11 protein-coding genes and 1 riboswitch are annotated in these 13,002 nt (G+C 70.5%); of the genes, 6 read left to right on the top strand and 5 right to left on the bottom strand.

Annotated features, from left to right (window positions below):
- Positions 1-5 precede the first annotated feature (5 nt).
- Complete coding sequence (locus SALPAC3_RS0112715; RefSeq protein WP_018221612.1) at positions 6-1,400, bottom strand: FAD-binding oxidoreductase; 1,395 nt, start codon at positions 1,398-1,400, stop codon at positions 6-8.
- Positions 1,401-1,674: 274 nt separating this feature from the next.
- On the opposite strand from SALPAC3_RS0112715, the gene SALPAC3_RS0112710 reads away from it, so the two are divergent.
- Complete coding sequence (locus tag SALPAC3_RS0112710) at positions 1,675-2,907, top strand: FUSC family protein (RefSeq protein ID WP_018221611.1); 1,233 nt, start codon at positions 1,675-1,677, stop codon at positions 2,905-2,907.
- A 90-nt stretch (positions 2,908-2,997) separates the two neighbouring features.
- On the opposite strand, the gene SALPAC3_RS0112705 is transcribed toward SALPAC3_RS0112710, so the two are convergent.
- Positions 2,998-4,242: an aminotransferase class V-fold PLP-dependent enzyme gene (locus tag SALPAC3_RS0112705; protein WP_018221610.1), complete on the bottom strand. Its 1,245-nt coding sequence runs from the start codon at positions 4,240-4,242 to the stop codon at positions 2,998-3,000.
- Positions 4,243-4,286: 44 nt separating this feature from the next.
- A riboswitch (SAM riboswitch) is annotated at positions 4,287-4,406 on the bottom strand.
- 24 nt (positions 4,407-4,430) lie between these two features.
- Here SALPAC3_RS0112705 and SALPAC3_RS0112700 point away from each other — a divergent pair.
- Positions 4,431-5,957 (top strand): PrsW family intramembrane metalloprotease, encoded by a 1,527-nt coding sequence (locus tag SALPAC3_RS0112700; protein WP_018221609.1) that lies wholly within the window; start codon positions 4,431-4,433, stop codon positions 5,955-5,957.
- A 63-nt stretch (positions 5,958-6,020) separates the two neighbouring features.
- On the opposite strand, the gene SALPAC3_RS28375 is transcribed toward SALPAC3_RS0112700, so the two are convergent.
- Complete coding sequence (locus tag SALPAC3_RS28375; protein WP_018218073.1) at positions 6,021-6,188, bottom strand: hypothetical protein; 168 nt, start codon at positions 6,186-6,188, stop codon at positions 6,021-6,023.
- Between the two features lie 70 nt (positions 6,189-6,258).
- On the bottom strand, positions 6,259-6,597 hold the full coding sequence (locus SALPAC3_RS0112690) for a GroES family chaperonin (RefSeq protein WP_018221608.1): 339 nt from the start codon (positions 6,595-6,597) through the stop codon (positions 6,259-6,261).
- Positions 6,598-6,775: 178 nt separating this feature from the next.
- On the opposite strand from SALPAC3_RS0112690, the gene SALPAC3_RS0112685 reads away from it, so the two are divergent.
- Positions 6,776-8,050, top strand: a complete 1,275-nt coding sequence (locus SALPAC3_RS0112685; protein WP_018221607.1) for an AI-2E family transporter — start codon at positions 6,776-6,778, stop codon at positions 8,048-8,050.
- 16 nt (positions 8,051-8,066) lie between these two features.
- On the opposite strand, the gene SALPAC3_RS0112680 is transcribed toward SALPAC3_RS0112685, so the two are convergent.
- Positions 8,067-10,127 (bottom strand): ATP-dependent DNA helicase, encoded by a 2,061-nt coding sequence (locus SALPAC3_RS0112680; protein WP_018221606.1) that lies wholly within the window; start codon positions 10,125-10,127, stop codon positions 8,067-8,069.
- A 137-nt stretch (positions 10,128-10,264) separates the two neighbouring features.
- On the opposite strand from SALPAC3_RS0112680, the gene SALPAC3_RS0112675 reads away from it, so the two are divergent.
- The 3 genes from SALPAC3_RS0112675 to SALPAC3_RS0112660 all read left to right on the top strand — a co-directional run bounded on the left by SALPAC3_RS0112675 (position 10,265) and on the right by SALPAC3_RS0112660 (position 12,981).
- A complete protein-coding gene (locus SALPAC3_RS0112675; RefSeq protein ID WP_018221605.1) occupies positions 10,265-10,771 on the top strand; it encodes a DUF402 domain-containing protein in 507 nt (168 codons plus the stop codon).
- A gap of 575 nt (positions 10,772-11,346) precedes the next feature.
- A complete protein-coding gene (locus tag SALPAC3_RS0112665; protein WP_018218078.1) occupies positions 11,347-11,973 on the top strand; it encodes a DUF47 domain-containing protein in 627 nt (208 codons plus the stop codon).
- Positions 11,974-11,976: 3 nt separating this feature from the next.
- Positions 11,977-12,981, top strand: coding sequence for an inorganic phosphate transporter (locus SALPAC3_RS0112660; RefSeq protein ID WP_018221604.1), 1,005 nt, complete (start codon positions 11,977-11,979; stop codon positions 12,979-12,981).
- Positions 12,982-13,002 lie beyond the last annotated feature (21 nt).

Raw genomic sequence — 13,002 nt, 5'->3', positions numbered from 1 at the left:
GTCGATCAGAGCACCTTGCCCGGGTTGAACAGGCCCGTCGGGTCCAGCGCCGCCTTGATCGCCTGGTGGACCCGGATCCCGACCGGACCGACCTCCTCGGCCAGCCATTCGCGTTTGAGTAGGCCGACTCCGTGTTCGCCGGTGCAGGTGCCTCCCAGTTCGAGCCCCAACCGCATGATCTCGTCGAACGCGCGTCGTCCCCGGCCGAGGCTCGCCGGGTCCGCCCGGTCGACCACGATGTTCGGGTGCAGGTTGCCGTCCCCGGCATGCCCCACCACACCGATTGGTACGTCGCACTCGGCGGCGATCCGCGCCACCCCGTCGAGCATGGCGGCCAACGATCCGCGCGGCACCGCCACGTCGTCAATGACCAGGCCGCCGTTACCGGCCGGGTACGTGTCAGCGGCGAACCGTTCCATCGCCGGGTGCGCCAGTCGTCGTGCCTGTAGCAGCGCCGCCGCCTCGGCCGCGTCAGTCGCCGCGTACACCTCGTCCGCGCCGGCCGCCGTGCAGACCGCCGTGAGCGCGGCCAGGTCGTCGGCGGCGCGCGCGCCGGTGTCAACGGCGGCCAGTAGCAGCGCGGCCGCATCCTGGCGCAGGCCCATCGGCCGGTACGCCTCGATGGCGCGCAGGTGCGTCTGGTCGAGCAGTTCCAGCAGGCTGGGGGAGAGACCCTGGGCGGCGATCTTCGCCACCGCGGCCCCCGCGGCGGTGGTGCTCGGGAAGACCGCCACCATGGTCAGCGACTCCGCCGGAGCGGGCCGTAGCGCGACGGTCACCTCGGTGAGCACCCCGAGGGTGCCCTCGGAGCCGACGAAGAGGCGGGTCAGGTCGTACCCGGCCACCCCCTTCGCGGTACGCCGTCCGGTGCGCAGCACCTCGCCGGAGGCGAGCACCACCTCGAGGCCGAGCACGTACTCGGTGGTCACGCCGTACTTCACGCAGCACATGCCACCGGCGTTGGTGGCGACGTTCCCGCCGATGGTGGACGTTTCCCAGGAGCCGGGGTCCGGTGGGTACCACAGCCCGTGTTCGGCGACCGCGGTGCCGAGAGCCGCGTTGACCACTCCCGGTTGTACCACCGCGATTCGGCTGACCGGATCGATCTCCAGGATGGTGGTCAGGGCCGAGGTGCTGATCACGACGGCGCCATCCACCGCGTTCGCCGCGCCCGCCAGTCCGGTCCGGGCGCCCTGCGGCACCACCGGCGCCCCGTGCCGCGCCGCGGCGCGTACGACCGCCGCCACCTGGGCGGTGTCCCGGGGGCGGGTGACCACGAGTGGTGTGCCGGCGGCACAGAGATCTGCCTCGTCCCGCTGGTGCGTCCGGAGTAGGTCCGGGTCGGTCAACACCGCGTCGTCACCGAGCGCGGCACGCAGCTCTTCGAGGAGGGGACCCATGAGCCGAGGCTACGACCCGCGCCGCCCGACCCCCAACCCGCCCTCGCGCCCGATCCACGCCCGCCCTCGTGCCGGCCCTTTCCGCCCCGCACCCGCCCTCGTGTCGGCCCTTTCCGCTCCGCCCCGCACCCGCCCTCGTTGTCTGTCCGTTCCGGGCGCGGTCCGGAACTGCCGGGAAGAGGATTCGACCGGGCGCGGGGTGGGTAGTACCCGCCGTGGGCCGGGACGAGCGACCTTCGCTGGTGTAGCGACTCGGTCGCGGGATGGCGGTGGTATGGACATCGACGGCGCCCGGATCGCGGCGACGGTGCAGCGGCTGCGCCATCGTGGTCAGGCGACCCTCCAGGAACGGGTGTCCCGGGTCCGTGCGACGTTGGTGCTCTCCGTGCAGGCGGGACTCGCCGCCGGCATCTCCTGGCTGGTGGCGCATGAGCTGCTGGGCAGCCCGCAGCCCGTCTTCGCACCGATCTCGGCGGTCGGTACCCTCGCCGTCTCGGTCGGGCAGCGCTTCCGCCGAACGATGGAGCTGATCGTCGGGGTGGCGGTCGGGGTGGCGGTCGGCGACCTCTTGATCTTTCTGCTGGGCACCGGGCCGTGGCAGCTCTGTCTCGTGGTGACCTCGGCGATTCTGCTGACCGTCTTCGCCGGCGGGAGCGTCGCGATCCTGATCCAGGCGGCGGCGACGGCTGTTCTGATCGTCACGCTCAGCCCGGCCGGGCACAACCTGGAGCTACCGCGGTTCCTCGACGCGTTGATCGGCGGTAGCGCCGCGCTACTGGTGACCGCGCTGCTGCTACCGCTGAACCCGGTACGGGTGCTCAACCGGGCGGCCCAGCCGGCGTTGGACCTGCTCGCCAACCAGCTCGACGCGACCGCTGAGGGGCTGCGAAAACGGGACCGGGACAAGGTAGAACGCTCGCTGGAGAAGCTCCGTGACCACAAGGAGGAGGTGGCATCGTTCGACGAGGCGATCCAGGGCGCGAAGGAGACCGCCACGCTGTCCCCCGCGCGTTGGCACCGCCGCGACGAGTTGACCCACTATGCGGAGGCGGCCGACCCGATCGAACGGGCGATTCGAAACGCCACCACGCTGACCCGGCGTGCCATCACCCTGGTCGAGGACGCGGAGCCGATCCCCGACATGATGCCAGCCTCCATGATTCACCTCGCTGAGTCGGTGCGGCTGCTCCGGCACGAGTTCGCCGTCGGCGAGGAGCCGGAGCGGGCCCGCGAGCGGTCGCTGCGCGCGGTCAGCGAGGCCGCGCGGGCGTACACCGAGGGCGTGGGTTTCTCCGGCAGCGTGGTGGTTGCCCAGGTGCGTACCGTCGCCAGCGACCTCCTGGTCGCCTCCGGTGTCGCCCAGGACGAGGCGAACCGCCTGGTTCGCGAGGCCTTCGGCGACCTGAAGCAGAACAAGCGCGCGGTGCAGTCGGAGCAGTCCGAGGAGCCAAAGCAGTCCGAGGGGAAGCCAAAGCAGTCCGAGGGGAAGCCGGAGCAGCCCGAGTAGAAGTGGAGCCTCGCCAGCGGTGGGCCGATCCGGCCGGGGTGTGGTTCATGCTCCCCGCCGCCGTCCCGGCAGCCATCGCGAAACCGCCGGTCATTCGAGCGCGGCGAGTGCAGCCAGCAGTTGGTCCACGTGCTCCCGGGTGCTACCCAGCCCGATACTCGCCCGCAGCGCGGTCGCCGGCAGGTCCCGCCGACCGCTGCGGGCGGACGCCTCCGAAAGTAGCCGCCGGGCGAACGGGTGGGCGCAGAACAGTCCGTCGCGTACCCCGATCCGGTGCCGGCGGGCCAGGTGCGCGGCGACCTCGGCCGAGTCCCGGCCCGCCAGCACGAACGAGACGATCCCCACCCGCGGCGCGGCCGGCTCGAAGGCGTGCAGCTCGACCGCGTGCGGCAACTCGGCGAGGCCCGCGCGTAGCCGGTCCAACAGCCGCTGCTCGGCGTCGTGCAGCGCAGCCCGGTCGGCGCTGGCGAGGGCGTCACACACCGCGGCGAGCGCTACCGCGCCGAGCAGGTTCGGCGTGCCGGCCTCGTGCCGTGCCGGTCCGGCCACCCACCGGACGTCGTGGGTCGCGCCGCCGACGTGGCTGGTCGCGCCACCACCGGCCAGGTACGGCGGGGCGGCGTCCAGCCAGTCGGCCCGCCCGAGGAGTACTCCCGCGCCGAACGGCGCGTACAGCTTGTGACCGGAGACGGCCAGATAGTCCAGATCGAGGGCGCGGACGTCAACGGGGGCGTGCGGGGCGAGCTGCGCCGCGTCCACCGCGATCCGGGCCCGGTGCCGTCGGGCCACCCGCGCCAGCTCGGCCACGGGCCACCGCTCGCCTGTCACATTGCTCGCGCCGGTCACCGCGACCAGCACCGGCGGCTCGCGATCGACGCCGCGGCGCAGTTCGCTGAGGGCGGCGTCGAGCGCGCGGACCGCGCCGGCGGGGTGCTCTGGCATGGGTAGCCGGACCGGCCCGCGCGGCCAGGGGAGCAGGTTGGCGTGGTGCTCGCCGCCGAACGTCACCACCGTGGTGCCGGCGGGGAGCGCCCGGGCCAGCAGGTTGAGCGCGTCGGTCGTGTTCCGGGTGAAGACGACGTGGTCGTCGGGGCGGGCGCCGAAGAAGTCACCGACCGTCTGCCGGGCCTGCTCGTAGGCCAGGGTGCAGTGCTGCGACAGGGCCCCGGCGCCCCGGTGCACACTCGCGTACCAGGGAAGCAGCGCGGTCACGGCGTCCGTCGCGGCCTGCGCGCACGGGGCGCTGGCCGCGTAGTCCAGGTTGATCTGACCGGGGACGCCGAGCACGGCGAGTGGGCCGGCGACGGTCGGCGACGGGGTGAGGGCGCAGGTCATCAGGGTGGCTTCTCCGGAGTCAGGGACCCCAGGCGGGTGAGCGGGGTCCGCGCTTGCCCGACGCACACCGCGCCCGGCCCGGTCATCACCCGGGGCACCCCACCGCGAACCTCGACGAGGGTTGCCGGCCAGCAAGCCGGGGCTTGTCGCTGGCGCTCGTGACCTGCTCTGCAGTCTAGCGGGCAGCGGTGTGGCCGGCCGGGCGGGTCAGTGATGACTACGCTGACGGCATGGCCGACACCCCGCCCGGCGCGCCCCCGCCGTCGCCGACCAGCGCCGCACCGACGGCTGCTCCGCAGATGCCGTCCCGCCGCCGGAACTGGCGTCGCTTACTCGTTCTCGCCTTGGTGATCCTGCTGATCGCGGCCTCCGCTCTGGTCATGGTCTGGCAACTGGGCGAGAGCCTCGGCGCGGAGGCGCTGCTGATCGGTGTGATCGCGGCGGTTCTTCCGGTCCCGGTGCTGGTCGCCTGTTTTCTCTGGCTCGATCGGTATGAGCCGGAGCCGCTGCGGTACCTGGTCTTCTGCTTCGCCTGGGGTGCGTTCGTCTCCACCACGGTGTCGCTGTTGGTCAACACCTTCGCCGCTGGCCGGTTCGAGGCGGCGGGGTTGCCGACCGCGCTCACGGCGGTGTTGGTCGCGCCCTTCATCGAGGAGCTGACGAAGGCGCTGGGGCCGATCCTGTTGCTGATCTTCCGGCGGCGGGAGATCTCCGGAATCACCGACGCCCTGGTTTACTGCGGGCTCTCCGCGATCGGCTTCGCGATGGTGGAGAACATCCTCTATCTCGGCGGATATGGATATCGGACGGGCGTGGAGGAGTTCGGTCCGGCAACCGGCACGCAGCAGGTTATCGCGATCTTCATCGTCCGGATCCTGCTCTTCGGGTTCGCCCACCCGCTGTTCACCTCCATGACCGGGGTGGGGCTGGGAATCGCCGCCCGTAGCGCCGACCGGCGGGTGCGGGTGCTGGCTCCCGCGGCCGGCCTGCTACTGGCGATGATGTTGCACGGTGCCTGGAACCTGCTGCCGACGTTGACCCAGGCCACCGGGGAGCTGTTGATTCAGCTCTACGGCCTTATCGGCGTGATGGTGCCGATCTTCTTCGGCATGGTTGGGCTGGCGATCTGGCTGCGCTCCTGGGAAGGGCGGCTCACCGAGCGGGTCCTGCCCGACTACGTCCGTTCCGGTTGGCTCACCCCGCCGGAGGTGGCGACGTTGAGCAATCTCGGCCGCCGGCACGCCGCCCGGGTGTGGGCCAAGCGGGTCGGTGGCGACCAGGGGCGGAAGGCGATGCGCGGCTACCAGTTCGCCGCCACCCGGCTCGCGCTGCTGCGCGACGGGATGCGTCGTGGGCTGGATGACCGCCCGGCGGAGCGAGAGCGGGCGCTGGCCGAGGAGCGGTACCTGCTGGAGCTGATCAGTGGTTACCGGTCGTTCTTCGTCGGCCGGGATCCGCGCGTCCCGGCTGGCGTTTGGGACGGGCACCGCTACCACCTGCGGTTCCCGGATGGGTCGCAGCGCGCGGTGGCGGCGCCGGAGGAGCCGGTGGTACCGATCCCGGTCGTGCTTGCGCCGCCTGCGCCGTCCGTTCCGCCCGGCTATCCACCACCGCCCGGCTATCCACCACCGCCCGGCCACCCCGCCCCGCCCGGCTATCCGCCACCGCCCGGCTGGTACGGGCCGCCCGCCTCCGGTCCCCGTGGACAGTCCTGACCCCGGTCCTGTCGGACGCCCGGACGGCGGTCGGCAGGACGGAGGCGGTCAGGACCGAAACGGTCACGTCATCAGACTGGTGAGGAAGTCGCCGAGGCCCTGTGCCAACGCCATCAGCACACCCCCGATCGCTTTCACCATTTCCGCCGCGCCATCGGGTCGGAACGCCATGAAGTAGATCAGGAACGCGATGAAGCCCCAGAACAGCAACTTCTTGAGCAGTACCGGCATCGTCCCTCCCCAGGGCACCTGGTGCGGCTAACTTCCCGGGAAGGAGCGGAGCAAACGGCTACCGGTGGGGCTACAGGTAGAGGCCGGTGGAGTCTGGTTCGACGCGTTCGGCGGCGACGGCGTGCACATCCCGTTCGCGCAGCAGCACGTATCCGCGGCCGTGTAGCTCGACCTCGGAGCGGTCGTCCGGGTCGAACAGCACTCGGTCACCGGAGACGATGGAACGGACGTTCGGCCCCACCGCCACCGCGGCTGCCCAGGCCAACCGCTTGCCGACGGCGGCTGTCGCCGGAATCACGATGCCGGCGGTGGAGCGACGCTCACCCTCACTGCCCTCCATGCGGACCAGCACCCGATCGTGCAGCAGCCGGATCGGCAGGCCGGAGTCGAGATTCTCGTCGTTGGTCACGGGGGCAGACGCTACCGTGTCCCGCTCCGCCGTCCGGCCGTGGTTCCCCGGTCGTGACCGTGGGCATCCGGTGGCGGATTAGGCCCACGATGATTGGATTGACGGCGTATCCTGTCCGACCTACCGGTTACGCCGGAACGCGGGACGCGAGGAGGTGCGCTTGAGCCGATTCGAGCGGATGCGTGGGGGGCTTCGGCGCGCGTACGAGTCGTATCGGTCCCGGCGGCGATCGGCGGGTCTGCGCGCCGGGACGCCCGGCACCATCTCGGCGGAGGTGGCCAACCCGGCACCAGCCCCGCCACCACCACCGGCGGTCAGCGGCGTGGAGCCATCCCCGCCGCTGCACAGCTCGACGACCAGCCGGGACGACGCGGATGTGCCGCACGCGCTCCGGATCGGGGCCGCCTGGTCCTGGCGTCTGCTCGCGATCGGGATCGTGGCCTGGGCCCTGCTGCGGATCGTGGGTCAGATCCGGATCGTGATCATTCCGCTGGCCATCGCGCTGTTGCTGTCGGCGCTGCTGGCCCCGGCCGTTGGTTGGCTGCTCCGGGCCCGGTTCCCGCGGTCGCTGGCGACCGCCGTGGTGCTGGTGGGTGGGCTGGCCGCGGTGATCGGCACGCTGACCCTGGTGGTCAATGAGTTCATCCAGGGTGTGCCGGAGCTCAGCGAGAAGTCGTCCCAGGGCGTACGCCAGATCCAGAACTGGCTGCAGACCGGCCCGCTGGGCCTCGACGACCAGCAGCTGAACAACTACATCAACGACGCCGAAGCGTGGCTCAACGAGAACGTCGATGGACTGACCAGCGGGGCGCTCTCCACCGCGGCCACCCTGGCCGAGGTGTTGACGGGCACGATCCTGGTGCTCTTCGCGACCTTCTTCTTCCTGCGTGACGGCAGCCGGATCTGGCGCTTCCTGGTTCGGCTGGTGCCGGTCAACGCCCGCTGGAAGATCGATGACGCCGGCCGGGCCTCCTGGCAGACCCTCGGCGCGTACGTACGGGCCACCGTGCTGGTGGCCTTCATCGACGCGCTCGGCATCGGCATCTTCCTGGTGATCTTCGATATCCCGTTCGCCTTTCCGCTCGCCGCGTTGATCTTCCTCGCCTCGTTCATTCCGATCATCGGTGCGACCTTGTCCGGTGGGGTCGCGGTGCTCGTCGCCCTGGTGGACAGCGGACCGATCACCGCGTTGATCATCTTGGGTGTGGTGATCGGTGTGCAGCAGCTTGAGGGGCACGTGCTCCAACCATTGATCATGGGGCGGGCGGTGGCCATCCACCCGCTCGCGGTGATCGTTGGTATCGCCGCCGGCGTGGTACTCGCCGGGATCACCGGGGCGCTGATCGCGGTGCCGTTGATCGCGGTGCTCAACACGGCCGTACGCCGCCTCGCCATCCGTACCGTTCCGGAGACCCCGTCGGACGCTGTCGTCGTCGCGAGTAAGGCCCCCTGACCCGTCCACCGGAGGGCTACCCGGTCGCGCCCTTCGCCAGGCGTTCGAGGGCGCCGCGGGCCACGTCGGGGCGGGTCGTGTACCAGAACGGCGGAAGCGAGCGGCGGAGGAAGGGGCCGTATCCCCGGGCGGTCTCCAGCCGGGAGTCGAGCACCGCGACCACCCCCCGGTCGCCGGTGGCGCGGATCAGCCGGCCCACGCCCTGGGCCAGCCGAACGGCCGCGATCGGCACGCTGACCGCGGCGAACCCCGACCCCCCGTCGGCGTCAACGGCGGCGGCACGGGCAGCGGCGAGCGGCTCGTCCGGTCGTGGGAAGGGCAGCCGATCAACGACCACCAGCTGACAGGCGTCGCCCGGCACGTCCACCCCCTGCCAGAGCGACATCACCCCGAACAGGCAGCTCGCCTGTTCTTCGCGGAATCGGCGGACCAGCAGTGGCAGCGCCTGCTCGCCCTGGAGTAGCACGGGCAGGTCGGTGCGTTCCCGGAGCAGCTCCGCCGCCTGCTGCGCGGCCCGCCGGGACGAGAAGAGCCCGAGCGTCCGTCCGCCGAGCGCCTGGACCAGTTCGAGAAGCTCCGCGCCGGCCGCATCGGGCAGTCCGGAGACGCTGGGCCGGGGTAGGTGCGCGGCGACGTAGAGGATCCCCTGCCGGGCGTAGTCGAACGGAGAGCCGACGTCGAGCGACTGCCAGTCCGGACCGGAGGTGACCGGCGCATCGGTCGTGGCAGCCGGAACCTCCAGGCCCAGAGCCCGGGCAACGGTGTCGAAGCGGCCCCCCAGGGTCAGGGTGGCCGAGGTGGCGACGACGGTGCGTTCTTCGTAAAGGTGGGTGGCGAGGGTGCCGGCCACCGAGAGCGGGGCGACCACCAGCGCCCGTCGCCCGGTGGAGTCGTTGCGTTCCACCCAGGCCACGTCGTGGTCGGCCTCCTCCAACAGCCGTTGCGCGGTGCCGGACAGCTCGTCGAGTACCGCCTTGGCCTGCTGTTTGCGGACCGGGTCCGGGTCGTCGGCCTTGACCTCACCGATCGCGTCGAGCGCCGCGCGGGTCGCGGCGTCAAGCAGCGTGCATGCCTCCTGGAGCGGGGCCGGTAGACCGGTGGTGAGCCGACCTGCGGGGGCCTCGGCGAGCCCGACGGCCAGGGCATCACCGGCCGCGGTGAGCGCCTCGGCCGTCTCCGGGCGGAGTAGTGGGCGGGCTTGACGGGTGGACCGGTCTATTGACTCCGGCACCAGCTCGGCCTGTGCGGCGGAGGAGACCCGATCGGCCAACTCGTGCGCCTCGTCCACGATGAGCAGCTGGTGTGGCGGAACGATGTGTCGCCCGGCGAGCATGTCCACCGCGAGCAGGCTGTGGTTGGTCACCACGACATCGGCCTCGCGGGCGCGGGCCCGGGAGGCGTCAGCGAAGCACTCGGCGCCGAACGGGCAACGGGTCGCACCGACACACTCCCGCGCCGGCATGGACACCAGGCGCCAGGCCTGCTCGTCAACGCCGGGATCAAGCTCGTCCCGGTCGCCGGTGTCAGTCTTCTCGGCCCAGTCGCGGAGCCGCTGGACCTGCCGGCCGAGGCGGCCGGCTTCGCCGAGCCACGCCGTGCCGCCCGGTCTCGGCGCGTCGAAGAGGGTGTCGCCGGGCTCCGCCTCGGTGGCGTTGTCGAGCCGGGCCAGGCAGAGGTAGTGGTGCCGCCCCTTGAGCACGGCGAAGGTGGGCCGCCGGCCGAGCAGCGGCTCCACCGCGTCGGCCAGCCGGGGGAGGTCGTGGTCAACCAGTTGGGACTGGAGCGCGAGGGTGGCGGTGGAGACCACCACCGGGCCGTCAACGGTGAGCGCGGGCGCCAGGTACGCCAGGGACTTGCCGGTGCCGGTGCCGGCCTGCACCAGCAGGTGCTCGCGGGCGGTTACCGCTGCCTCAATCGCTGTTGTCATCTCCTGCTGACCCGGGCGTGCTGCCCCTCCGGGGACCGCCTCGACCGCCGCAGCGAGTAGGTCAGCGCCGGTCACCCCACCGCCGGAGCGCCGGCCGCCGGTTCGGGACTTCGGGCTGGCGGAGTCGGTGGCGGTGCGGGGCGGGGTCACCGTGTGACGGTACCGGGCGGCACCGACTGCCGGCCCCCGGCGGGTGGCGCGGCGTTGTCACGATCCGACATCTGACCGGTGACGTCCAGTTATCTCCTTGCTACGTGTGATCGACCGAATCGGCTAGGGTGCCAGTCATGCCGAGCGACACGGTCCGCGTGATCTACCGCAAGTACGACGGCAGCGCCCACCGCGACTACCCTGCTCGCCGGCTTGCCGAGGACGACCTTGGCGTCTGGCTCGGCGTGCCGGTCGGCACGCCCTCGGTCTACCACGGCCGGCCCTCCGTCGAACAGATCCCGTTCGTGCTCTTGGTACCGCATCACGCGTGGTGGACCGGCATGTTCAACCCGCCGCCGCGGACCAGCGAGGTCTACTGCGACATCGCCAGTCCCGCCCGCTGGGAGAACGACGACACCGTGCATCTCTTCGACCTTGACCTGGACGTGGTGCGCCGGCGTGGCTCCGGTCTGGTGGAGTTGCTGGACGAGGATGAGTTCGCCGAGCACCGTAAGCGGTTCGGCTACCCGGGCGAGGTGGTTACCGAGGCGCACACCGCGGCCCACTGGCTGTTCGCCGCGCTGGGCGATGGCACCGAGCCGTTCGCTACGTCGTACCGAAAGTGGCTGGCGCTGGTCATCTGAACGGGCTGGACCATGCCCCCCACCGACCAGTTAGTCGGGTCGCTCTGGTGGGAGAATTGTCCATTTTTTCAATCTTATCGGTTTCGCAAGTTGCGATCCCTTCTGGGCTCCGATCCGAGGTCCATGGGCGATTTCAGAGTGTTTGGGCCGTTTGGGGTTGGTGGGTAGTTGTCTGGGTGGGCGGTGGCGCCGGTTTCGGGGTGAGCGGCGATGCCGGTGTTGCCGCTGTCGAGCTGCCCCAGCTGTGCTCGAAGCCGTTCGTGTGAGGTAAATCGCTGCCCATCCTGAGCGCAGCCCGACAGCGTGCGTTACCGCATGTTCATGCCCCACTGGGGTGGTGGTGTCGTGGGGCAGGTTCGGCATCGGATGCCTGGGGTAACCGCCGCCTGCCGGCTCGGCACCCTGGGACGGCAGGCTCCAACCGACAAAGGTGAACAGATGGTTAACTAAATGTGAATGGGAGTGGGCTAGTGGTGGGCCGGTTCATTTGGCATTTCGGCGGCACCTAGCATTCCCACTCGGGTCACCGTGAGGTGGCTGCCACCACCCCCCGCCGACACGACGAGGTCCGTCCTGTGAAGTTTTCCTTCCGCCCGAACGAGGGTGCCTTCTACGAGCTCTTCACCAGGGCCGCGCAGAACCTGGTGCGGGGCACCGAGCTCCTTAACGAGCTGGCCCTGCCTGGCGTGGTGGTGCAGTCGGTCAGCGAGCGGCTCACCGAGGTGGAGCACGACAGCGATCAGATCACCCACGAGCTTTACAAGAAGATCAACTCTACCTTCATCACACCGTTCGACCGCGAGGACATCTACCGGCTTGGCTCGCTGCTCGACGACGTCATGGACCACCTGGAGGCGGTCGGCAACCTGCTCTACCTGTACGGCCTGACCGAGCTGCCGTCGCTGCCGCGGGAGATGCATGAGCTGGTCAACGTCTTGGACCAGCAGGCGAGGCTGACCGCTGAGGCGATGCCCCGACTGAGGTCGATGCGGGACCTCGAGGACTACTGGATTGAGTGCAACCGCCTGGAGAACGACGGCGACCAGGCGTACCGGATGCTGTTGGTCCGGCTCTTCTCCGGCGAGTACGACGCCTTGACCGTGTTGAAGATGAAGGAGGTCGCCGACGAGCTTGAGGCCGCCTGCGACGCCTTCGAGCACGTGGCGAACACCGTCGAGACAATCGCCGTCAAGGAGTCCTGATCCGTGACCCCTGAACTCATCGCCGTGCTGGCGGTGATCGCAGTTGCGTTGGTCTTCGACTACACGAACGGATTCCACGACGCCGCCAACGCGATCGCGACCAGCATCTCCACCCGGGCGCTGACCCCCCGGGTCGCCCTGGGCATGGCGGCGATCGGCAACTTCATCGGTGCGCACTTCGGTGCGGAGGTCGCCAAGACCGTCGGCAGCGGCCTGGTCGAGCTGCCCACCGGTACGTCCAGCCTGGCGATCGTCTTCGCCGGCGTGGTCGGTGCCATCGTCTGGAACCTCATCACCTGGTACTTCGGCCTGCCGTCGTCCTCGTCGCACGCCCTGATCGGGGGCTTGGTCGGCTCCACGGTGGCGGCGTCCGGCGTGGTGCTGTGGAGCGGCATCGGCCAGAAGGTCGTCATTCCGATGATCCTGTCGCCGATGGTTGGTCTCCTGCTCGGTTACATCGTGATGGTCGCGGTGCAGTGGATCTTCCGGCGGGGGCACCCGGGCAAGCTCAACCGGGGCTTCCGTTGGGCCCAGAGCGCCTCGGCCGCGGCCATGTCAGTCGGCCACGGCATGCAGGACGCGGCGAAGACGATCGGTATCGTGGTGCTCGCCCTCTTTGTAGGTGGTTTCCAGGACAGCCCGACACACATCCCGGAGTGGGCCTTCTGGACCTCTGCCGCGGTGCTCGCCGCCGGCACGTACGCCGGTGGGTGGCGGATCATCCGAACCCTGGGCCGGAAGATTATCGACCTACGGCCGCCGGAGGGCTTCGCCGCCGAGACCGTGGCCAGCTCGGTGCTCTACTTCAACGCGCTGGTGCTGGGCGCGCCGATCTCCACCACCCACACGATCACCTCGGCGATCATGGGTGTCGGCGCCACTAAACGGCTCTCCGCTGTGCGTTGGGGGGTCGCCGGCAACATCGTGGGCGCCTGGATTCTCACCTTCCCGGCTGCCGGCAGCATCGGTGCCCTGACGTACTTCCTGGTTCGTCCGTTGTTCAGCTGAGGTGGGGGCAATGAGGTGGGG

This window comes from Salinispora pacifica DSM 45544 (assembly GCF_000378845.1).
In the GTDB taxonomy this organism is placed as follows: Bacteria; Actinomycetota; Actinomycetes; order Mycobacteriales; family Micromonosporaceae; genus Micromonospora; species Micromonospora pacifica.
This window is presented reverse-complemented; position numbering and strand designations above follow the sequence as displayed.

Bases quoted from the DNA above. Each gene is read 5' to 3' on its own strand.
- SALPAC3_RS0112705 (WP_018221610.1), bottom strand. From the start codon at position 4,242: ATGACCTGCGCCCTCACCCCGTCGCCGACCGTCGCCGGCCCACTCGCC.
- SALPAC3_RS0112685 (WP_018221607.1), top strand. From the start codon at position 6,776: ATGCGTGGGGGGCTTCGGCGCGCGTACGAGTCGTATCGGTCCCGGCGG.
- SALPAC3_RS0112675 (WP_018221605.1), top strand. From the start codon at position 10,265: ATGCCGAGCGACACGGTCCGCGTGATCTACCGCAAGTACGACGGCAGC.
- SALPAC3_RS0112715 (WP_018221612.1), bottom strand. From the start codon at position 1,400: ATGGGTCCCCTCCTCGAAGAGCTGCGTGCCGCGCTCGGTGACGACGCG.
- SALPAC3_RS28375 (WP_018218073.1), bottom strand. From the start codon at position 6,188: ATGCCGGTACTGCTCAAGAAGTTGCTGTTCTGGGGCTTCATCGCGTTC.
- SALPAC3_RS0112710 (WP_018221611.1), top strand. From the start codon at position 1,675: ATGGACATCGACGGCGCCCGGATCGCGGCGACGGTGCAGCGGCTGCGC.